The organism is Scopulibacillus darangshiensis, assembly GCF_004341035.1.
GTDB lineage: Bacteria > Bacillota > Bacilli > Bacillales > Sporolactobacillaceae > Scopulibacillus > Scopulibacillus darangshiensis.
Window position 1 is genome coordinate 1 of the sequence record NZ_SLXK01000011.1, and the last position, 20383, is coordinate 20383.

The window sequence follows — 20383 nt, forward strand, 5'->3', positions numbered from 1 at the left end:
GTCCTCCTCAGGGATTTCTGCGTCGAGTTCGATAATCATTGCGTCTTCGGCATGGGCTCTGCGTCCTTTTGAGCGGCGATTGCGTCCTCGGGAGTGTCAAATGCGTCCTTTTCAGAGATTTCCTCCATTTATACGTTCGTATAATTCTTTTAATAGCAGCCACTATATCAGACAAAACACAAAGGTTTATTTTATTTAGATTTGTTGTATAATGAATTTAGAAGCTAAATACAATAAAGAAGACCGACGATGCGGTTACATCATCGGTCACAATAGACCAAACCCCAACAAGAGGGGCAAGGCAGACTTTAGGACAAAATAATCCCTCATCGCCTGGCTAAAGCACATGAGGGGTTATTTTTTGTGGTTGGATACAATAAACGCTACCAACATCCCAAATGAAATCATCAAGGATAAGGTATGAAACGTCGTACTATCCATAGGCAACACCTCCCTCCTGGGAAGTCTCCCAAACGAGACAGACAGAAGGTCAAATAGCGCTGCCCAAACCCCTCATGTGAAGCCGGTCCATTGATAATTTTATTATAACATGACATTTATCTAAATGTTACCAATATTATAGGAGCACCAGCGGTTTAATCGCAAAAAACCCTCTGAGATGATCCATTCACTTCAGAGGGCTTTTATGACATTGACCATACACTTCAGTCCAATTCTCCCATGGTAACTTCTTCAAATATTTCATTATAACTTTTTCAAGGTTATTAACCCCCAAAAAAAGAACGCCGATCATGTCGACGTTCTAAAATAAACTGCCTTCAAGACTTACGGCCGCAATATTTATAGCGCGGTCCAACCACCGTCAATGACCATTTCGGAACCGGTCATGAAAGATGATTCGTCTGATGCTAAATAAAGGACACCGTAAGCGATATCTTCTGGTTTACCCAAACGGGGCAATTGCGTCAAGCTTGTATAGTATTGCTTCGCTTGATCATCAAAATGCTCTTCAATCATTGGGGTCACAATAATTCCTGGGTGCACTGAATTGACCCGGACATTTTGCTTTGCATACTCGACTGCCGCTGCCTTCGATAATGAACGCAGCGCACCTTTTGCAGCAGTGTATGGGCTTGTCCCTGCCATACCAACGAGACCGCCGATTGAAGAAATGTTAATTACTGAGCCGCCGCCCGCTTTTTGCATTTCCGGAATCGTATATTTCATTCCTAAGACGCAGCCTGTCAAATTAATATCCATAACCCGCTGCCATTGTTCCATTGTAATATTTAATAACGTCTTTGGTTCACTTACGCCTGCATTATTGACAAGAACATCCACTTTGCCAAATGTTTCTGCCGCTTTTGCAACAACGCGTCTCCACTCTTTCTCGGAAGCTACATTATGTGTAATGGCGATCGCTTCTCCGCCATCCGCATTAATATCATCCACGAGTTGTTGAACAGCCTCTTCTTGTATATCGGTTGCGACGACTTTGCCGCCTTCCTTTGCAAAAAGAACAGCTTCCGCAGCCCCCTGTCCATTAGCGGCACCGGTAATGATAGCAACCTTTCCGTCCATGCGCCCCATAAAACAACATCCCTTTCATATCACATTTGTATATTTTTCCCGCCACTAAAAAAGGTATTGCCCCTTAACCCCTTATAAAGTAAGGCCGCCTTCCACCGCAATAATCGAACCCGTCATGTAACTTGATCCGGGGCCGGAAAGAAAAGCAACGACATTCGCAATTTCCTCCGGATTGCCCATCCTTCCCATTGGGGGATAATCGATTTGCGGAACATTTCCGGTTTCTTCCCAAGTTTCCTGGAAGTCCTTCACTAAATTCGTTTCAACACCGCCCGGACAGATTGCGTTTACCCGAATGCCTTTGTCCGCATATTCCTTTGCAGCAGCCTTTGTCAAACCTAAGACTGCGTGCTTGCTCGCTGAATAAAGTGCGAGACTGTGCTCCACACGTAATCCTGAGCTTGAAGAATTATTGATGATCACCCCGGAACCCTGCTTTTCCATAACCTTTAGAACATACTTCATTCCGAAAAAGACACCTTTAAAATTGACGGATGTCACGCGATCATATTCTTCATCTGGAATATCGGCAAACAGATACGGTTTTTGGATGACACCAGCATTGTTAAAAAATACGTCGATTCGGCCATATGTTTCAACAGCTCGATTAACATAATGCTGTACATCTTCGCTTTTGGTTACATCAGCCTTTACAAAGATCGCCTCACCGCCATTTTTCTTTATAAGGTTGAGAGTCTCTTCACCTGTTTGTTTATTGAAGTCCACCAATACGAGTTTCATATCATTTTCAGCTAATTTTAAACTGGCAGCACGGCCCATGCCACTTCCGGCACCAGTTATCACTGCAATTTTCTCAGTTTTAGCCATGACCATCACCTCTGTTTTCATTTTAATTTACATGATGTAGTATTATTAACACCATGTCTATAATATATCACTCGTGCTAATGGTTTACAATTTATCTGCTTTAAATATAGAAAGTTTGACAGTAAAACTACATTTGTTGTTTAATCAACATATTGCAGTAATTTGTATATTAGGTGGTTAAAAAAGTGAAAAAAGAAAAACGATTAGATCCCCGTGTAAAACGAACACGCCAGCTGTTAAAGGACGCGCTCATATCGTTGATAATGGAAAATGATTATAACCTTATCACGGTTCGAGATATTACCGAACGAGCGACCCTAAATAGGGTCACCTTTTATTTGCATTACAGCGATAAGGACGACTTAATGAAACAAAGCACGGACGAATTGCTTGAAGAATTAACTGACAGTGTTGCATCCATAGGAGAAGTATCCGAATCCTTTGATTTCCGTGGCACACAACCGCACCCTACATTTGTTCAGCTGTTTGAACAAATTGGACAACACAGTGATTTTTACCTCGTTATGTTGAAGGGGAAAGTAATGCCTCATTTTTCATTAAAAGTGATGAGTATTTTAACGGAATATATATCTTCGGGGTTGGCAAGTGTGGAGCCTGATGACCAAGGGCTTACGGTTCAAAGGGAAATTGTTGAGAGGTATATTGGCTCGGCTTTTTTTGGTGTGATTATGTGGTGGCTTGAAAATGATTTGCCTTATACCGCAAAACAAATGGCAGCCAAGCTTATGCGTTTGGCTAATAAAGGGCCGTATAAGGAGATACCGTCATAGGATTAAGCCTGTGTAACTAAGAAAAACCGAGCAAAAGGCGCTCGGTTTTTCCTGTAATCATTACATTTGGACTTTATTGACTGTTTTTTGTTCCACTTCTTTAACGCTTTGGTAAATTAAGGAGAACAATTCCTCGATATCCTCTTCTTCAATACAAGAAAAGGCAACACGCAAATCCGTTTCGCCTAATGCAATGGTTCCAATACCGTAATAATCAAGCAAGTGCATGCGAAGTGATTCAGCGTCAACCGTTTTTAATTTCAAGCACATGAAATACCCGGAATTAAAAGGATAATACTCCCATACATTATTATACTTTTCATCATCGAGTACTTCTTTTACAAGATTAGCTCTTCTTTTCATAATCACAAACTTTTCCTGTTTTTGCTCGTGAAATTCCGGTGAATTCAAAGCGTGCAAAACAAAGGTTTGTGACGGATGCGGACCGCTGGAAATGGTCGCTCTGATAATCCCCATTGTTTTCTGTTCCAATGCATTCAAAAGTTTGTCACTTTGTGAAGCGTATGTTAGAAACCCGACACGGAATCCCCAAATATATTCTTCCTTTGTAGCCCCGTCGATTTTAATAGGCAGGATCCGCGGGTGAAGCTGGGATAGCCCACCGAAAAGGGATTCTTGCAATGAGTCTTCAAAAAACAGTCCAAAGTAAGCGTCATCCGTGATGACGACAATGTTCATTCCGCTTTCAGCCGCGTCTTTAAGGGCAGCCAAAATTTCTTTGCCCTCTTCTATTCCAGGTGTATAACCCGTTGGATTGTTCGGGAAATTCAATATAACAATCGCTTTGCCTTTATGTTTCTGATTCAAGACGGCTTGGCGCAGACCCGCAGCATTAAACTTTTCATTTTTATCGTAAAATGGATAACTAATGATCTCGGCCTTTCTGCGGATCCCGAAAGTCAATTTATAATTTTCCCAGTTTTTGTCAGGGATAATAATGCTGTCACCTTCATCTACAAATAAATCAGCAGTGATGCTTAGACCATGAGTAAGGGCATTGGTTACGATCGGATTCCCAAACTCTTTGCCTTTAAGTGATGGATTTTCACTAAGCATTTTGTTGCGCCATGCTGTTCTTAATTCTGGCTTTCCTGCTGGCGGTGCATAATTATAAATGTCTTTCGGCGCGAAAGAAGATAACGTGTCTTGAATGACTTGTAAATGCATTGGTTCATTATTTTCCAAGGCAATGCCTATAGTTGCGTTAAACTTGTTCGCTTTTTGTTTTGCCTCAGCGGACTGGCTCAGTATACCTTCCTTAGGATAATAGATTTGTTTTCCTAAATCGGAAAGCATTGAATAGACATATGGGTTTTCATCCTGAATTGTATCGTTCAATTGTTTAGCTAGTGCATGCATTGTTATTTATCCACCCCAAAGTATATTTTTAAGTATTATAACACTTTTTTAGTGCATGGAAAGAGGTAGGCACCTAATAAATTATCGAATCAGTTAAATACAAATAGCCCCCGCAAAAACAAAGAGCGGGGGCTATAGTGTCATCATTATTCGCCGGCACGCGGCGCACTTTCAAAATGAATGTCTTTGTGGGTCCCGTCGCAAAATGGTTTGTTCGAGGAATGGCCACAGCGGCAAAGGGATACAGCCTTTTTCGTCTCAAAGGCATGTCCTTCGGCGTCAACTAATTCAAAAGACCCAGTAACAACATATGGTCCGTTGTCATTCACTTTTATGTTCGATTCTGGCATTATTGCACCTCCCGTCACTATTTTATGCCAATTGTAACCAAGATAAACCACTATATCTTGAAAACAGATTAATGGTCACTAAATATTCAAATTTTTATAACAAAATAGGGCTAATGTCGTGTATAATAATAGATAAGAAAGGTGGAATTAACGATGAGAAAGAAAGTTTCGCTTAAAGCACTCGTAAACAAAAATAGATTAGAAATTTCAAAAGACCAGAAAGCCCTTGAAAAGATAGAAAACAAAATTGAAAAAAAACACAGCTAAATATTAAAGAAAACTCGTCGATTGGCGAGCCTTTGGCAAAGACAGAGGCGTAGTTGCGACGCACAGGACGTGCTAGTACTGGCGTTGTAACAGGATGTTACGTCTTTAGCCAGTGCACTTATGTGCGTCAGAAAGTTATACTTTCTGATTAACTGAGAAAAGCCTAGATTTTAAAATCTAGGCTTTTTCTTACCTAAAGTGTTCTTCAATAGAATTTCATCACAAATGGGAATGCCGTTTTCGGCAACCAAAGGAATTCCCGGCTTTATTTCTCTAGCTTTTGGAACCGCATTTTGAATGATTTTTACAATCCTATAACCCCTCTTTTGATAGAACCCGAGCGCATGTAAATTAATATTCGTTGTGATAAGCTTCATATTATGGCATCCCTTTTCACTTGCCACTTTTTCCGCTTGTTTTAGATGGCCATTACGGAACTTGTTTTTTATGAATCAACCATGAAACGATTTTTTTAATTTCGTTCTTCTATATTCCCTTTCCAGCTCACCGATTGTTAATTCGTATAGCTGCCGGCCTTTAGCTTTATAAACACCGTAATCTAATAATTTTTTTATAAAGTAATTCTTTTTCTTTTCCATTGATTCTGGATGACGTTTTGACAATATCATCACTCCTCAGGTTATACTATACACCCCGCCCGGCCTTTCATTTAAAAATATCGATGACTTTACACATCCGTGTCTTTTTTATGAACTTGTCCTGAATAACGACTCTGGTTCCTTTTTTACCCTTTTTTATTTAACAGTATAAATTTCCCTACATAAAACAAAGCTACAACAAATGGTGTTTTTATCAGGATTAATGGGAAAGGATGACCGTGTTGAAAAGAAGTTGGCGGAAATCTGAAAAGGGAAGGAAAATGCAGAAAACAGAATATGAAAAAAAAGAACAAGATTCACTTTCCAATAGCTTTAATAACAACGTCCAAAACCTGCGTGATATTTATAAAAATTGTTCTGATGTTGTCTTTCGCCCTTTTTTCATTGCTGGGAAAGGAAAAGCAATTCTTGTTTATATAGAAGGACTCGCCAACACCGAAGAAATAGACGATAATGTCCTTTCGCCGCTTATGCAGGAATCAACTGAGTACGATGACATTAAAACATTATTAAAAAAAAGGATAGCAGTTTCCAATGTAAAGGAACTGGCCACGTTTTCCGATTGTGTTGATCAAATATCAATAGGCAATCCGGTGATATTAATCGACGGGAGGGCAACGGGTTTTTCGTTAGATCTCTCAAAATGGGAACAGCGGTCAGTTGAGGAACCGTCCGCTGAACAAGTTATTCGCGGCCCTCGTGAAGGATTTATTGAAACCTTACAAGTTAACAGTTCGATGCTTCGAAGGAAAATTAGAAGTCCCGAGTTTAAAATGCAGGCAATGGAAGTCGGACGCTATACCAAAACAAAAGTTATTATCGCTTATATGGATGGGATTGTAAATAAGACTTTACTCGAAGAAGTCAATAACAGATTGAAGCGAATTGACATTGACGGGGTATTAGAAAGCGGGATAATAGAGGAATTCATCGAAGATAATCCGTATTCTCCTTTTCCTCAATTGTTAACGACAGAACGCCCTGATGTAGCCGCCGCCAACCTCCTTGAAGGACGTGTTGTTATTATGGTGGATGGCACGCCATTTGTCATGATTGCTCCAACGACGCTTTATTCATTTTTCCAATCAAATGAAGATTATTATTCGAGGTTTCTGATTGCATCGTTAATTCGCTGGCTGCGCTATTTTTTGGTTGTCATGTCTCTTTTGCTTCCTTCTTTATATGTAGCTGTGCTCACCTTTCATCAAGAGATGCTGCCAACCACTCTTATCATTAGTGTGGCGGCATCCCGAGAGCAGGTTCCCTTTCCGGCCCTCGTGGAAGCCTTGATCATGGAAATCACATTTGAGGCTTTGCGTGAAGCAGGCTTAAGGCTCCCCAAACAAGTCGGGTCCGCCGTCAGTATTGTTGGTGCCTTGGTAATTGGTGAATCGGCTGTTCAAGCCGGAATAATTTCCGCTCCTATGGTCATTGTGGTTTCTTTTACGGGTATTGCTTCTTTCACCATTCCCCGTTACTCCGCGGCAATTGCAATTAGAATGCTGCGTTTTCCTATGATCTTTCTTGCCGGGACGCTCGGTTTGCTCGGAATTATGTTAGGGATCATTACAATCATCGTACACCTCTGTACACTGCGTTCTTTTGGTGTGCCATATCTTAGTCCAATGGCACCGATGAACGCCTCCGGTATGAAGGATGTGCTGATAAGAGCACCATGGTGGAGTCTAAGGACAAGGCCGCATTTCACAGGGGGATATAACAGATACCGGCAGCCCCCAGACCAAAAACCCGGCCCGAAGAAAGGGAAAGAAAAGTGAGCAGTCTTTTTAGCCGGATAGAGGTGACACGACATGATCGAAAAGAGCAGAATTTCATCATTCCAGATGGCTATCATGATGTATCCAACCATTTTAGCTACAGCTATTCTTCTAGTCCCGTCTATTACCGGAAAATTTGCAGAACGTGATATGTGGTTGTCACCTATCTTGGCATCTTCCATTGGTTTTTTAAATGTCTTTTTGGCGGTCCAGTTAAACAAACTCTATCCAAAAATGACTTTAATTGAATACAGCGAGAAAATTATCGGCCTCATTCCTGGAAAAATCCTTGGTTTTGCCTATTTGTTCTTTTACTTACAAACGAATGGCATTGTATTCAGGGAATATGGGGAGTTTGTTGTTGGGAACTTTCTCTCTAAAACACCAATGATCGTTGTTATTGGAAGCATGGCGCTTGTCTGTGCCTTCTCTGTACGAGGTGGAGCGGAAGTTATTGCAAGATCTGCCCAAATATTCGTTCCGTTGGTCGTCATCCTCTTACTGTTCATTTTTATTCTGCTTGTTCCGGACTTAGAGCCAAAGAATATGTTCCCAATAATGGATAAAGGAATCATGCCGTCGTTCATGGGATCCGTGGTCCCGGCGAGTTGGTTTAGTGAATATACGCTTATCGCCTTTCTCCTCCCTTTTCTGCATGATCGGGGAAAGGGATTGAAATGGGGCTTTATATCGGTGTTCACCGTCATGATTACGATGGTGGTAACCAATATGTCCGCACTATTTTTATTCGGCTCCATTACAGACAGCTTCACATACCCAGTGATGAGTGCTGCCCGGTATATCGATGTGGCGGACTTTCTCCAACACTTGGAATCCATTGTCATGGCCATTTGGGTTGCCGGAACGTTTGTCAAAATTTCTGTATTCTATTATGCCCTTGTACTAGGAACGGCGCAATGGTTAAACATGTCTGACTATCGGACGCTTGTTTTACCGCTCGGTTTTTTATTAGTGATTTTTAGCCTTTGGACAGCCCCTAACCTTATAGAAATGGTCCATTACCTTACAACAACCTGGGTCTTTAATGCCCTTACGATGCAAGTTGCAATCCCAATATTGTTGTTGATCTTGGGGAAAATAAGAAGAAAAAGGGGGACAAAAGTGGGGAGCACAAGAAATGATTAACCTTTATTTTCGAAAACTCACCAATATTCTGCTTTGTATCTGCCTTTGTTTCTTTATGCTTCTGCTGACGGGGTGCTGGGACCGAACGGAAATCAATGATTTAGCCCTTGTGCTCGGAACAGGCATTGATAAAACGGATGATAATAAAATTCAACTTTCTGTACAGCTTTCTATTCCTAAAGCAATGGGCGGCACCCAACAGGGAACAGGAGGCGGCGGTTCAGGAAAGCCTACGATCGTCAAAAAAGCAACAGGTTCAACAATTTACGATGCGATGTCCCGATTACAGGAAAAAGTTTCTCGTAAAATTTTCTGGGGACATAATCGTGTGGTTATTTTCGGTGAAGCATTGGCAAAGGATGGGATTCGCAAGGATATTGATTTCTTCGCCCGCCATCCAGAGCCAAGGCTAAGAGCCTATACATTTGTCAGCACTGGAAAAGCCATCGATATTCTAGAAGTGATCCCGGAATTGGAACGAAGCTCGGCGGAAATAGCAAGGGAATTAGCCAATTTTAAAATCGGGATGAGTGTGACCGTAAAAGACCTTTTACAAATGTTAAACAGTGGAGCAGATTCGGCAGCCCTTCCCTGGCTTGAAATTAATCCCACTGAAGGGTTACGGGTTAATGGAACGGCTGTTTTTAAAAAGGACAAAATGAAGGGCAGTATAAATGATAAATTAACCAGAGGTTTATTATGGCTTAGAGATGATGTTCATTTAGCAACCGTGACGATTGAGCCAAAAAACACAAAAGGCTCCATTTCATTTAATCTTCTCCGCTCTAAAACGAAACTTGTACCAAAGATCGTTGATGGCAAGTGGCAAATGATAGCCAAAATTACAACGGAAGATGACGCGGTAGAAAACGACACAGCATTAAACCTGATGGATCCAAAAATTGTGAAGGACCTTGAAAAACAATTAGCCCAAAGAATTAATCAACGGATTCGCATGACCCTTAATCTCGTTCAAAAAGATATGAGGATAGACGTCTTTGGTTTCGGCGAAGCCTTTCACCGCAAATATCCGAATGAGTGGGAAAAAGTAAAAGGTCATTGGAGTGAGAAATTCCCTGAGATAGAAGTCAAAATTGACAGTAAAGCACATATTCGCAGACCGGGAATGTCTACCGAACCACAAGGCATACCGAAAAATGAGGTGAAAAAATGATTTGGGGATCTATCCTTGGGATAACATTCGTTGTTGCGTTAATAATCTTATATGAATGGCCAAAATTAAAACAAGGTTCGAAGAAGGAGAAAGCCACGGTTGTGGTGTTAACTGGGGCGGGATGGCTTCTCGCCGTTCTCCTCGTTTTCTTTCCGGAAATGCCTGGGCCAACTGATGTGATTAAGGCTATTTTTCAGCCGCTCGGACGCTACATGGAAAAATAATAAAGGGGTCGTTTTTAATGATTGAAAAAGGAAGGATTTCCGCCTTCCAAATGGCGATCATGATGTACCTTGTCGTTGTTGGCACCGGAATTATTTTTATTCCCGGTATTACGGCAAAGTATGCCAAACAGGATATGTGGCTATCCCCAATTTTGGCATCGCTTGCCGGCATTCTTGCGGTGTGTACCGCCTTTCAACTTCACAAGTTGTATCCTAAGCAGACACTTATTGAGTATAGTGTAAACGTCATTGGCAAAATCCCAGGTAAAGTCCTAGGTCTCATTTTTTTGTTCTTTTATATTCGAATGAATGCAGGAGGTATACGAATATATGCGGATTTTGTGGCGGGTTCCTTTTTTACCGAGACCCCGTTAATTGTGATCATCTCCACCATGATCCTTGTCTGTGCCTTTGCCGTTCACGGAGGTATAGAGGTAGTGGGAAGGACATCTCAGTTTTTCATCCCTCTTTATGTCTTATTTCTATTGATCATTATTATTCTGCTTCTGCCGGATCTGGATTTTAAAAACCTCTTTCCCGTTATGGGGAATGGCCTTATGCCCTCGATTAAAGGGGCCATAACACCCCAGAGTTGGTTTGCTGAATTCTTGCTTACAGCCTTTCTCCTCCCCTTTTTAAAAGATGTTAACAAAGGGAGGAAATGGGGGCTGATCTCCGTATTTGCTATTATGTTTACATTTGTCGTAACAAACCTTGTTATACTATTTCTAATGGGCAGTATCACAGCGAGTTTTACATATCCGCTCCTAACCGCGAGCCGATATATCAGCATCGCTGATTTTTTGCAGCATCTTGAATCGATCGTAATGGCCATTTGGGTAGCAGGTACGTTCGTCAAATTCTCAGTCGTTTATTATGCGATTGTTCTGTCCACCGCCCAGTTGCTGGGGCTTTCTAATTACAGGCCCCTCGTTTTTCCATTAGGCTTTCTAACTATGTTATTCAGTATTTGGGGGGTGGCAAACGAGACGGAATCATCTAGTTATAACAGCACCATCTTCCCTTTCTTTTCACTTGTCGTTCAAACGCTCATACCACTTTTGTTACTTCTTGTCGCTTTCCTACGAAAAAAAAGCGGCCGAAGAAAGCCAAATTAAACAAAGCCAGTTCCACGGGCATCATTCGCCCCTTTTGATACCCGTAGAACCCTGTTTTCCCAAACAAACAAAAAAGAGCCCCAATGGCTCCTTAATTATTCGTTTAAAAGATTTAAATATTCATCCTCGCTAAGACCGAGTGCCCCGCATATTTCTTCATCCGTATAGCCGCTTTCAACGAGTCCTTCTACTAGTTCTTTTTCATTGGGATCTGTCAACATGACTCACTCCTTGTTTGTAGTTTTCCCCCTTTATTATTTACATTTTTACTTATTTTACATACAACATGACTAAGTAGCAATAAGAACTTTTGTCAACACGCCATGTTCACACCAAAAAAGGCGAAATTTCTTCCGCCCCTTGTTACGCAAGCCTATTCAATTGCCAAAAACATCCTCTTTTTATTATTTTTCGCTGCCAAGTATGATTTTCCTCTCAAGCCGCAAAGAAACCGCCAGGAAAATATTCCGGCGGTTTCCTTTAATTGATTAGGCTCGATCGAGAGCCACCTTATGGGATTGTCTTATGTTTGATTTCGTCTCTTCTTCTGGTGTTTTATTTCGTCTTATAAAGAAAGCCAAAATCAACGCGACGACCGCAAAGGCGGTTGCCACCATGAAAGCGTCATTAATCCCATTGATTTGCGCGAGATTAACAGCCTTAGCTAACTCGGATTTATCAGCTGGATTAAGGTGATGTGAAAGGATAACATCCTTCATGCTGTTTTCCGTTTGCTTTGTCATCACAGTAACCAGGAAAGCTGTGCCGATCGCACCCGCGACTGCCCGAACGGTGTTTACCATCGCTGTGCCATGCGGATTCAATCTTTGCGGAAGTGCATTAAGACCTGCAGTCATAATCGGCATCATTAACATCGACATCCCGAACATCCGAATCGAGTAGACCACAAGGAGATATAAATAGCTTGTAGAGTCCGACAGCTGGGTAAACATAAAGGTTGTCACGACGGTTATCAAGAGCCCAACGACGGCCAGCCATCTGGCCCCTACCTTATCAAAAATTTTACCTGTAATCGGCGACATGATCCCCATAATAATCGCCCCCGGCAAAAGCATCAACCCTGATTCCAGCGGACTGAAACCAAGAATGTTTTGCAAGTAGATCGGGATTAGCAGCATTGGCGCAAACATGGCGACTGTCACCATGATATTGATGACTGTCGTAAGGGAAAAGATGCCGCTTTTGAAAACCCTGAAATCAAGCATTGGTTTTTCCGAAACTAATTCTCGCCATACGAAAAGAGACAAGCTGACAAAGCCTACAGCAAGAGTGGCTACAACGGGAAGACTCGTCCAGCCATTGTTGCCGGCAGTACTGAAGCCATATAAGATTCCCCCAAACCCTAGCGTTGATAACATAACAGCTAAAATATCAATCTTCGGAAATGTCTGTTTCGTAACGTTCTTAAGGAAGATAAAGGCAAATATGATATCGATCACCGCAATTGGCAAAACGATATAAAATAAAACTCTCCAAGAATAGTTCTCAACGACCCAGCCGGAAAGGGTTGGACCGATAGCCGGAGCAAAGACCATTGCTACACCGATCAAACCCATCGCGCCGCCTCGTTTTTCAACCGGGAAAAGCGCCAAGACCACAGTTGTTAATAACGGCATGATAATACCGGCTCCGGCTGCTTGTACGACCCTTCCCAAAATTAACACTGTAAATCCCGGTGCGATCGCACAAATAAGCGTACCAGCAGCAAACAACGTGATTGCTGTTAAAAATAGTTGCCGCGTTGAAAATCGTTCCATCAAAAACGCAGTGATTGGAATAAGCACACCGTTAACCAGCATAAAACCTGTGGTGATCCATTGGGCTGTACTCGCCGTAATATTTAAATCCTTCATAATTGGCGGCAAAGCGACATTCATTAAGGTCTGGTTCAAAAGCGCCACAAATGCCCCCAGAAGAATAACTCCGAGAACTGGCCCCTTCTTAATTTGTCGAACTGATTCAGTTGTTGTTTGACTCATTTTAATTACTCCATCTCCTTATACATAAAAGGGGTTTTAGGACCTTATCCTTCTTCCCCGTTGTTAACATTAGCCAATATTTTCTTATATATTTGAATTAAATTCCGAATATCCTCTTCTGATAAACCATTAAAAAAGTCCTCCATGAAACGCTTTCTGAAGGCTTCCATTTCTTCCAAAGCGGTTTCCCCTTTATCTGTAATACTAAAAAAGACGACTCTGCGGTCATTTTCATCCCTTTTTCTATGCACGTAACCTTCTTTAACAAGCTTATCGGTAATCCCTGTAATTCCGCCCGAAGTAATGTCAAGATGATTTGCCAGATACGACGCCCGCTTTGGACCCTCGGCTTTAAGGATATAGAGCACCCTGACATGTGATCTTGTAAACTTACGGTTTGCGTTTTTCTGCCATGTGTTCTCCATCTTTTTCATAACCTTGCCAAACACCTTTTCTAGTTCCATAAGACTAGATCGTTCAAACATTCCACTACTCCTTTCACAATATTATTTATTTCATTAATATCTTATTAATTACTATCTTACCACTAAGATATATTGTACTGCCCTCTTTCCATCTTGTCAATTATTCTATATCCATATTTTTATTTCCATTATTTTAAAATTTAAGGAAGGCAATGTATAATTGACTTAATACAATCAACAGTGTTATCTCCTAAAGATCCTGGTTCACCTTTTTCACGGAATAACCAGCAGTAATTAAGGGGGTTTATGTATGAATGAGGGCAAAATCATTAAATATTATCGTGAGAATGCGGGAATAACACAAGAAGAACTTGGAAGGGGGATTTGTTCAGTCACGCATATAAGTAAAATCGAACTCGGTCAAACCCACTACTCACCAGAAATTATTTTACTTTTATCCGAGCGGCTTAACATCAATATCAATCAAGAAATGAACGCCTTTAAAAATATAAAACAAAAACTGGATCTATTACACGAAGCGATTATCATGCAAAGAATTCAAGAAGCCGATTCAATCATTGATGAACTTGAGAGGAACGAATTAATCCACATATCAGATTTTAAAATCCTTTACAAATTGATTCAGGTAAGGTATCACCACCTTCATGGAAGGATTGCCGAAGCCTATAAAATCATAAGGCAGCTTCAAAAGGATCATAGCAACCTTCCTTCAAATGAGGGTCATTTATTCAAACACGTCATGGGCATCTTACATATATGCAATCAGGAATATCAAAAGGCGATCGAAATCTTGAGAACGATTAACAATAACGAATACAAAAACAGGGAGTATTATTATCATTTAGCCATATCTTATCACGCTGACAACGCGAATCTGATGGCGTACACATGTGCTGAAAAGGCTCTTCAATTTTTTAAAGAAACGAACAACTTCCTCAGAATGATCGATGTGCAAATGGTGATTTTGATTATACACAGTCGGGACAAGCATCACAGTTTTAAAGACAGGATAAAAAAATACGACGCTTTAATTCAAAGTTGCGACCTATGCAACGACCCCGAAAGGAAGGCCATCATTCTACATAATTTGGCCCTTGAATATTTTAGAGTGAAGGAGTATACATCAGCTAGTAAAATATACAAACAATCGATGGGCTTAAAGAAGAAGGGCACGGGCAGATATTTGCTTTCCCTTGAGGGTTATATCCAAAGCTGCTTGAAATCAAACTTACTATCAAAAGGGGAATTGTTGACGCTGATCCAGGAAGGTCTTGCGGCTGCGGAAAAAATGAAAGATCCAATCTATATGCATCTCTTCAAACTCCCTTTATATTTGGTGGAAAATCAGGAAAGTGAATATTTTCAATATCTGAGTGACCATGCATTGCCTTTTTTTAAAATGTATGGTCAAGTGTTTTTCGTCGAACGTTTTGAAAAGGAATTATTCGATTATTACGCCAACACAAGAAAGTTAGATAAGGCTATGGCTATTGCCCGCAATGTTATGAATGCCGGCAGTTAGAAAAATCCAGCAAGGTCTAAAATAGACTTTGCTGGATTTCCTTTACCGCTTATTTATTTATTCTACTCCGACGGCGTCATATGCCTTTTTCACGGATTCCACCTGGGAGGAGTCAGCACCATAAAGATCTGTCGCTGCTTGGATCGCGGCTTGGCGCATCATGCTGAAGTCAGAGTTGGCAGTCATGTAGTTATTTACGGCACGATAATAGATTTGTTCAGCTGCATCGCGTCCGACACCCTTCACTGTAACCCCATATGCTGTGCCACCATCGGAAAGGAGATAAGCTGCTTTATTGTTAATGCTTGAGTTAATGTGAACACCGCCATGGTCCAGATCACCAGTATATCGCTTGCTGTAATTATCTGGATAACCTTCAGAAGGGTTAAGCGGATTTGGTATGGAGGCCGGGTCATTCAACGAACGCAAGGCATCGCCCTCTATATCAGGTGTGTAAATATCTTCACCCATTTGCCAATCGTCACGGTCAACCATGGCTCCCATAATATCCGACAAGGATTCATTCAAAGCACCTGGTTCACCCTCATAGACTAAGTTAGCAGATCTTTCCGTTACGGCGTGTGTCAGCTCATGAGCAATGACGTCAAGCCCGCCTGATAATGATGTAAATGTTGTACCATCACCATCACCATACATCATAAGCACGCCGTTCCATGCGGCATTATTCCAGCCATTGCCGACATGGACGCTGGAAATGAGCTGCGCGCCTTCATTATCAAAGGAATTGCGATTAAATGTATCCTTGTAATAATCATATACTTTCTCTGCATTGACATGGGCATCAACCGCGGCTGGATCACTGAAAAATTTATGATTACTCTTTATTTCCTCACCTGTGTAACCAAACAAGCCTGACAGGATATTGAAAATAAAAGGCGGTATTTCTTTTGCATCAAAAGTGTGGATGCCTTTGCCGCGAGTACCGTCGTATAGGTAATATTGACCATCGTCCCCTTTGGCTATTTCAAACTTTTGTTTTTCGCCAAATACGCCTTTACCAAAACCTGTCATATTATCAATGGCATTGACTTTATGAATAACCTTGCCATTTGTTGCGTCGATAAAATAATGCCAGTAGCCTGGTGCAGGGTCTGAAAGAGATGCTTTGACAAGATAGGCTAGGTAATACTCTCCATCCTTTTCATAGACATATAGTTTACTTTTCACGTCACCATCATAGTGATCTACTTTGCCAATCTCCTTTTCTATGTCTTCCTTAGCGATAGATACCGCCTTGTCACCTGAAATAGAAGCTTTCGTCGGGATATTTTTATCCTCTAAATTCGGGATCACCTGCCCAAAGAAGGATGTGACATTATTATTATCATCAAGAGCAATTTTTTGATCAGTTGCAAAAACCGGAATACCCTTATATTGTTCAACAAGTTTGATATGATACGTATCCGTTTTCTTATCTGCGTGTTCCTTGACAACTTTAAAGTGATTTTTCATATCGCCCTTTAACTTCAACTGCTTGCTTTTATAGTTAAGATAAGCAAAGGCTATGTCTTTCTTGCTTAGCGATTTGGTTTTAGCCAGTGTTCTTGGCGCCTGCCATTTCTCTATGATATAGGACGGTGTTTTGAACTGGTCATTTAACTCAACTTTCGGTGCTGCCTTTGCATGTGATACATTCCCAACAGCCGCAAACCCTCCTAGGGCGATAGATAGAGCTAAAGAAGACGAAATCAACTTCTTTTTCATAAAATCATTCCTCCCTATTTTCAATTATTATTTTTCCTCACCATCTGTTTGCATTGCGTTAAATGTCCATTCAAGCTTGAGCTTGTCACCTTGGAAAACATTTTGATCTTCTCCATTATCTACGAACTCGAATTCGACCCATAGATCATTTTCGGCACCCGCTTTAAGCCCGCCTTTTTTCTCCCATAGTGGATCAAAAACGTCCTTTTTCACAACGTCTGGATCCATTTTTTTCAGATCGTATAAGGTCGTTTCAAAGATAGGTTCACTTTCCTTGTCCCAGTTCCATAAGAAGTTGACTTTGATGTGTTTGCCAAAGTCCACATCTGCATTGTCGCCTTTTTTGTCGACGACTGAGTAATTTGTCAAGAGGTTGATAGTTTTAATATCCAGCGACCCATCATTTTTTAATTTAAAGTCGCGTGTCATGGTATCACCTGGTTTGAGGTTACTGACATCAATGACAGTTTTTGGATTCATAGATAAATCCAACGTCCCTGCAGCGAACGCATTATTTGTTACTTCAGAATCGCTGAAATAAGCAAACGTCCCCCCTCCGATTAAAGATAGGCCAAGTGATGCTGTCACAATCCCTGCTCCCAATTTTTTCTTAAAACCCACATCAATCTCCTCCTTCAATTTTCTTTTTATTAAACGCTTAAGCCCCATAGGGATACTTAAGGATAATAAACAAATAGCATCATTTTAAGCAGATTGTTCTTTTTACTTTCCTTCAATTTCTTTGACCGCGCCAATCGTCGACGCGACGGCATATATTACAAGAAGAACACCTGGAATAATTAATAATAGCGCTGCGCCGATCTTGGAATTAGCATAGTTTAATAGATAGCCAATATACGGAATCGTAAAGCCTGTATATTTGCCAATCACATTTTGCGAAAGTACCGGATTCTGATCAGCTTCTTCATTGTTATCGCCTTTTGTTGTATATATGGCTTGTCCATTTGTTTTTTGGACTTTCATAATTCTGTGGGTAATGATTTTGTTATCATCAGCTCGAAATGTAATGACATCCCCTTTTTTATAGGACGCGCCAGTATCCGCGGGTTTAATTGCAATGATTGATCCCGTTTGAAAGGTCGGTTCCATTGATCCTGAAAGCACTGATTTTAGTTGGTAACCAAGCACCGTCGGTTCACCGCCGCTCGCCTTTGCTGAAATAGTGATAACAATGAGACAAATCATGGCGACAACCGTTATTGTTGTGATTAATCCACGGGTGATTTTTATTGCCTTTTTCATTTGTTCATCCGCCTCCCTTAATTTTTTCTTTTAGTTCAGTCATATCCTCATCCATTCGTTTTAAAATATCCTTTTGGTCTATTTTGTCATTTAATTTTTGGACTTCATTAAGGCCTGTCCTCAAATAGTCGAAGCTATCGTCGACAGCTTTTTTATTGGATGTTGCCGCATTTGTTAACTTTAGGTACTCTTCCAGCTCATCCAAAATGGCTTGCAGTTCTTTTCTTTTTTCCTTGATGTCCTTACGTCTCGTCTGGCATTTAGTCAGCATAGCTTTAGCTTCTTTGCGGGTTAGATCAACTAAGTTGCGATTCGCCTTATTAACATGAGTGTTAGCCAAATCCGCAGATAAATCCCTTGCCCTTTCGACTAATTTGGCCACTGTATCGGGAAAAACAGCAGCAGCGCTCATTGTGGTGATTGATTTTTCCTGATCAGAAAACATGGCTTTTGTCTTACCCATAACCTGGGATGAAAAATAGAATGTTATAGAGCAAAGACAGAGTAAGATCACTCTTTTATTTATTGGTTTGGAGCTTTTTTTGGATTGCTTCGTCATTTTTTCACCTGCGATTCTTTTTCTGCTTGTCGATGTCTGTAATAAAAACTTTAAACGTTTGTTAGAATATTGTAAATTGGGGGAATTATTTACTTTAAAGATAGGATAGTAAATACAAATTTGGTACAAATTTAAGGAATTGGATCCATAAATTTTTAAAATTTCATTGCAAGCGGAAGCATTGTATACTGCAAAATGACCATTTTAATCCCCCAATAAGGAAAAACGGCCTATAAAAAAAGGGTCAGACCCCTAGGGGTCTGACCCTTTTTTTGCTTAGGCAAATATTGTTTCATACAGTAAAAACAAATTGAGGAAAACGACGAGTGCGGCGACACACCAAGCAATAATCGTTGTGATGCGATGATTGACAAGTCCGCCCATGATCTCCTTATTGCTCGTAAAAATAACCAGTGGAACAAGTGCGAAAGCAATGCCAAAAGATAAAATGACCTGACTCATGACAAGAGCATAAGTGGCATTCACACCCAGGGCGATCACAGCGAGCGGCGGGATCATCGTGATAAACCTTCGCAGGTAAATAGGGATTCTTCGCCTGATAAAACCTTGCATGACGACATCTCCCGACATCGTTCCTACTGAGGAACTAGATAGTCCCGCGATCAAGAGTCCCATTCCGAAAAGCACTGCTGCAAGCGGGCCAACCAAATGAATGAAATCGTTAAAGGCAACATCCAAGTCTTCTACAACGAGTCCGTTTTTGAAAAACAGCGCCCCTGCGACAATCAACATACTCATATTAATGGCTCCGGCAATAATCATCGCGATGACGATATCAACGAATTCGAACCTGAAGATTTGCTGCTTTTCACGTTCATTTCTTCCGATAACCCGCTTCTGTGTCAATGACGAATGCAAGTAAATGGCATGTGGCATAACAGTCGCTCCAAGAATACCTGCGGCAAGCAAGATGCTGTCGATACCTTCGAATCTTGGCAAGAAGCCTGCTAATACGGCTGCCGAGTCAGGCTTTGCAAGCACCGTTTGCAAGGCAAAGGCCAAGACGACAATGAGGACCATTGAGGCAATACCCGCTTCCAAGGCACGATATCCTCTTCTTTGCAATTCCAATATCGCAAATGACCCCACTGCGGTAATGAGCGCTGCTGGCAGCATCGGAATGTTAAATAACAGATATAGGCCTAGAGCTGCACCGATAAACTCAGCGAGATCCGTTGCCATAATAACAAGCTCACCTTGTATCCAGAGAAAAAATGATACAGGCTTTGGAAATCTTCTTCCGGCTATTTCAGGCAGATTCATACCTGTGGCAATGCCAAGCTTTGCTGAAAGTGATTGAATCAAGACAGCCATTAAGTTAGAAAAGGCGATGACCCATAACAGTAAATAACCGTATTTTGAACCAGCCGTTATATTGGTAGCAAAATTTCCGGGATCTATATAAGCAACAGCAGCGATAAACGCTGGCCCTAAAAATGGAATAAATCGTTTTAAGCCTTTTATTTCACCACGCAATGCAGCGTGAGCCGATTGTGTTGTATTTCTTTTTCCTGGGGTATATTTTCGTGATAATGTTTTTTCGTTCACTTCATGTTTCCTCCCCGCTCAAAATTAACCCGTTAACAAAAAAGTTTCCTAAGTGCAAAACTTATATCTGAT

The 20383-nt window shown here is 41.1% G+C and carries 22 protein-coding genes; 8 read left to right on the forward strand and 14 right to left on the reverse strand.

Going from position 1 to position 20383, the window contains the following annotated elements; all coding sequences use genetic code 11:
- Nucleotides 1-801: 801 nt before the first annotated feature.
- Together EV207_RS09170 and EV207_RS09175 are read right to left on the reverse strand one after the other, a co-directional pair.
- The gene (locus tag EV207_RS09170) at nt 802-1551 is read right to left on the reverse strand and encodes an SDR family NAD(P)-dependent oxidoreductase (RefSeq protein ID WP_132745863.1); all 750 of its coding nucleotides are present in this window, start codon (nt 1549-1551) and stop codon (nt 802-804) included.
- A gap of 72 nt (nt 1552-1623) precedes the next feature.
- On the reverse strand, nt 1624-2379 hold the full coding sequence (locus tag EV207_RS09175) for an SDR family NAD(P)-dependent oxidoreductase (RefSeq protein WP_132745864.1): 756 nt from the start codon (nt 2377-2379) through the stop codon (nt 1624-1626).
- Nucleotides 2380-2564: 185 nt separating this feature from the next.
- Here EV207_RS09175 and EV207_RS09180 point away from each other — a divergent pair, with 185 nt between their 5' ends.
- Nucleotides 2565-3170 carry a TetR/AcrR family transcriptional regulator gene (locus tag EV207_RS09180; protein WP_132745865.1) on the forward strand — a complete coding sequence of 202 codons (606 nt, stop codon included), beginning with the start codon at nt 2565-2567 and terminating at the stop codon, nt 3168-3170.
- A 60-nt stretch (nt 3171-3230) separates the two neighbouring features.
- On the opposite strand, the gene EV207_RS09185 is transcribed toward EV207_RS09180, so the two are convergent.
- Both EV207_RS09185 and EV207_RS09190 read right to left on the reverse strand, forming a co-directional pair.
- Nucleotides 3231-4550 (reverse strand): aminotransferase class I/II-fold pyridoxal phosphate-dependent enzyme, encoded by a 1320-nt coding sequence (locus EV207_RS09185; protein WP_132745866.1) that lies wholly within the window; start codon nt 4548-4550, stop codon nt 3231-3233.
- Between the two features lie 146 nt (nt 4551-4696).
- On the reverse strand, nt 4697-4900 hold the full coding sequence (locus EV207_RS09190; RefSeq protein ID WP_132745867.1) for a CDGSH iron-sulfur domain-containing protein: 204 nt from the start codon (nt 4898-4900) through the stop codon (nt 4697-4699).
- 153 nt (nt 4901-5053) lie between these two features.
- Between EV207_RS09190 and EV207_RS09195 the strand changes: the two genes are divergently transcribed.
- Entirely contained in the window at nt 5054-5167 is a 114-nt protein-coding gene (locus EV207_RS09195; protein WP_132745868.1) for an FbpB family small basic protein, read from the forward strand.
- 170 nt (nt 5168-5337) lie between these two features.
- Here EV207_RS09195 and EV207_RS09200 read toward each other — a convergent pair whose 3' ends face one another.
- Both EV207_RS09200 and EV207_RS09205 read right to left on the reverse strand, forming a co-directional pair.
- A complete protein-coding gene (locus EV207_RS09200; RefSeq protein WP_341539800.1) occupies nt 5338-5616 on the reverse strand; it encodes a GNAT family N-acetyltransferase in 279 nt (92 codons plus the stop codon).
- Between the two features lie 3 nt (nt 5617-5619).
- A complete protein-coding gene (locus tag EV207_RS09205) occupies nt 5620-5790 on the reverse strand; it encodes a Fur-regulated basic protein FbpA (RefSeq protein WP_243647006.1) in 171 nt (56 codons plus the stop codon).
- 209 nt (nt 5791-5999) lie between these two features.
- Here EV207_RS09205 and EV207_RS09210 point away from each other — a divergent pair, with 209 nt between their 5' ends.
- From EV207_RS09210 to EV207_RS09230, 5 genes are read left to right on the forward strand one after another with little or no spacing between them, the layout of a single operon-like run.
- The gene (locus EV207_RS09210; RefSeq protein WP_132745871.1) at nt 6000-7565 is read left to right on the forward strand and encodes a spore germination protein; all 1566 of its coding nucleotides are present in this window, start codon (nt 6000-6002) and stop codon (nt 7563-7565) included.
- Between the two features lie 33 nt (nt 7566-7598).
- A complete protein-coding gene (locus tag EV207_RS09215; RefSeq protein ID WP_207902940.1) occupies nt 7599-8711 on the forward strand; it encodes a GerAB/ArcD/ProY family transporter in 1113 nt (370 codons plus the stop codon).
- Entirely contained in the window at nt 8704-9885 is a 1182-nt protein-coding gene (locus tag EV207_RS09220) for a Ger(x)C family spore germination protein (protein WP_132745872.1), read from the forward strand. The genes EV207_RS09215 and EV207_RS09220 overlap by 8 nt, the downstream gene beginning before the upstream one ends.
- Nucleotides 9882-10109 (forward strand): hypothetical protein, encoded by a 228-nt coding sequence (locus tag EV207_RS09225; protein ID WP_132745873.1) that lies wholly within the window; start codon nt 9882-9884, stop codon nt 10107-10109. The genes EV207_RS09220 and EV207_RS09225 overlap by 4 nt, the downstream gene beginning before the upstream one ends.
- A gap of 17 nt (nt 10110-10126) precedes the next feature.
- Nucleotides 10127-11227, forward strand: a complete 1101-nt coding sequence (locus tag EV207_RS09230; RefSeq protein ID WP_207902941.1) for a GerAB/ArcD/ProY family transporter — start codon at nt 10127-10129, stop codon at nt 11225-11227.
- 95 nt (nt 11228-11322) lie between these two features.
- On the opposite strand, the gene EV207_RS23720 is transcribed toward EV207_RS09230, so the two are convergent.
- The 3 genes from EV207_RS23720 to EV207_RS09240 all read right to left on the reverse strand — a co-directional run bounded on the left by EV207_RS23720 (nt 11323) and on the right by EV207_RS09240 (nt 13712).
- Complete coding sequence (locus tag EV207_RS23720) at nt 11323-11448, reverse strand: hypothetical protein (protein WP_279389186.1); 126 nt, start codon at nt 11446-11448, stop codon at nt 11323-11325.
- 267 nt (nt 11449-11715) lie between these two features.
- Nucleotides 11716-13227: a DHA2 family efflux MFS transporter permease subunit gene (locus tag EV207_RS09235; protein ID WP_132745874.1), complete on the reverse strand. Its 1512-nt coding sequence runs from the start codon at nt 13225-13227 to the stop codon at nt 11716-11718.
- 44 nt (nt 13228-13271) lie between these two features.
- The gene (locus EV207_RS09240) at nt 13272-13712 is read right to left on the reverse strand and encodes a MarR family winged helix-turn-helix transcriptional regulator (RefSeq protein ID WP_132745875.1); all 441 of its coding nucleotides are present in this window, start codon (nt 13710-13712) and stop codon (nt 13272-13274) included.
- Between the two features lie 250 nt (nt 13713-13962).
- Between EV207_RS09240 and EV207_RS09245 the strand changes: the two genes are divergently transcribed.
- On the forward strand, nt 13963-15195 hold the full coding sequence (locus tag EV207_RS09245; protein WP_132745876.1) for a helix-turn-helix domain-containing protein: 1233 nt from the start codon (nt 13963-13965) through the stop codon (nt 15193-15195).
- Between the two features lie 57 nt (nt 15196-15252).
- Here the strand turns inward: EV207_RS09245 and EV207_RS09250 are convergent, their stop codons facing one another.
- From EV207_RS09250 to EV207_RS09270, 5 genes are all read right to left on the reverse strand, one after another.
- Nucleotides 15253-16920 carry a M4 family metallopeptidase gene (locus EV207_RS09250; RefSeq protein ID WP_132745877.1) on the reverse strand — a complete coding sequence of 556 codons (1668 nt, stop codon included), beginning with the start codon at nt 16918-16920 and terminating at the stop codon, nt 15253-15255.
- Between the two features lie 27 nt (nt 16921-16947).
- Entirely contained in the window at nt 16948-17541 is a 594-nt protein-coding gene (locus EV207_RS09255; protein WP_132745878.1) for a CalY family protein, read from the reverse strand.
- A 102-nt stretch (nt 17542-17643) separates the two neighbouring features.
- Complete coding sequence (sipW, locus tag EV207_RS09260; RefSeq protein WP_132745879.1) at nt 17644-18183, reverse strand: signal peptidase I SipW; 540 nt, start codon at nt 18181-18183, stop codon at nt 17644-17646.
- 4 nt (nt 18184-18187) lie between these two features.
- Nucleotides 18188-18742: a DUF4047 domain-containing protein gene (locus EV207_RS09265; protein WP_132745880.1), complete on the reverse strand. Its 555-nt coding sequence runs from the start codon at nt 18740-18742 to the stop codon at nt 18188-18190.
- 276 nt (nt 18743-19018) lie between these two features.
- Nucleotides 19019-20311 carry an Nramp family divalent metal transporter gene (locus tag EV207_RS09270; protein WP_132745881.1) on the reverse strand — a complete coding sequence of 431 codons (1293 nt, stop codon included), beginning with the start codon at nt 20309-20311 and terminating at the stop codon, nt 19019-19021.
- Nucleotides 20312-20383 lie beyond the last annotated feature (72 nt).

What these genes read in the sequence shown, in the direction of transcription:
- EV207_RS09220 (WP_132745872.1), top strand. Translation starts at nt 8,704, where the DNA reads ATGATTAACCTTTATTTTCGAAAACTCACCAATATTCTGCTTTGTATC.
- EV207_RS09265 (WP_132745880.1), bottom strand. Translation starts at nt 18,742, where the DNA reads ATGACGAAGCAATCCAAAAAAAGCTCCAAACCAATAAATAAAAGAGTG.
- EV207_RS09240 (WP_132745875.1), bottom strand. Translation starts at nt 13,712, where the DNA reads ATGTTTGAACGATCTAGTCTTATGGAACTAGAAAAGGTGTTTGGCAAG.
- EV207_RS09175 (WP_132745864.1), bottom strand. Translation starts at nt 2,379, where the DNA reads ATGGCTAAAACTGAGAAAATTGCAGTGATAACTGGTGCCGGAAGTGGC.
- EV207_RS09190 (WP_132745867.1), bottom strand. Translation starts at nt 4,900, where the DNA reads ATGCCAGAATCGAACATAAAAGTGAATGACAACGGACCATATGTTGTT.
- EV207_RS09170 (WP_132745863.1), bottom strand. Translation starts at nt 1,551, where the DNA reads ATGGGGCGCATGGACGGAAAGGTTGCTATCATTACCGGTGCCGCTAAT.
- EV207_RS09235 (WP_132745874.1), bottom strand. Translation starts at nt 13,227, where the DNA reads ATGAGTCAAACAACAACTGAATCAGTTCGACAAATTAAGAAGGGGCCA.
- EV207_RS09230 (WP_207902941.1), top strand. Translation starts at nt 10,127, where the DNA reads ATGATTGAAAAAGGAAGGATTTCCGCCTTCCAAATGGCGATCATGATG.
- EV207_RS09210 (WP_132745871.1), top strand. Translation starts at nt 6,000, where the DNA reads ATGACCGTGTTGAAAAGAAGTTGGCGGAAATCTGAAAAGGGAAGGAAA.
- EV207_RS09185 (WP_132745866.1), bottom strand. Translation starts at nt 4,550, where the DNA reads ATGCATGCACTAGCTAAACAATTGAACGATACAATTCAGGATGAAAAC.
- EV207_RS09245 (WP_132745876.1), top strand. Translation starts at nt 13,963, where the DNA reads ATGAATGAGGGCAAAATCATTAAATATTATCGTGAGAATGCGGGAATA.
- EV207_RS09225 (WP_132745873.1), top strand. Translation starts at nt 9,882, where the DNA reads ATGATTTGGGGATCTATCCTTGGGATAACATTCGTTGTTGCGTTAATA.
- EV207_RS09250 (WP_132745877.1), bottom strand. Translation starts at nt 16,920, where the DNA reads ATGAAAAAGAAGTTGATTTCGTCTTCTTTAGCTCTATCTATCGCCCTA.
- EV207_RS23720 (WP_279389186.1), bottom strand. Translation starts at nt 11,448, where the DNA reads ATGTTGACAGATCCCAATGAAAAAGAACTAGTAGAAGGACTCGTTGAA.
- EV207_RS09215 (WP_207902940.1), top strand. Translation starts at nt 7,599, where the DNA reads ATGATCGAAAAGAGCAGAATTTCATCATTCCAGATGGCTATCATGATG.
- sipW (WP_132745879.1), bottom strand. Translation starts at nt 18,183, where the DNA reads ATGAAAAAGGCAATAAAAATCACCCGTGGATTAATCACAACAATAACG.
- EV207_RS09195 (WP_132745868.1), top strand. Translation starts at nt 5,054, where the DNA reads ATGAGAAAGAAAGTTTCGCTTAAAGCACTCGTAAACAAAAATAGATTA.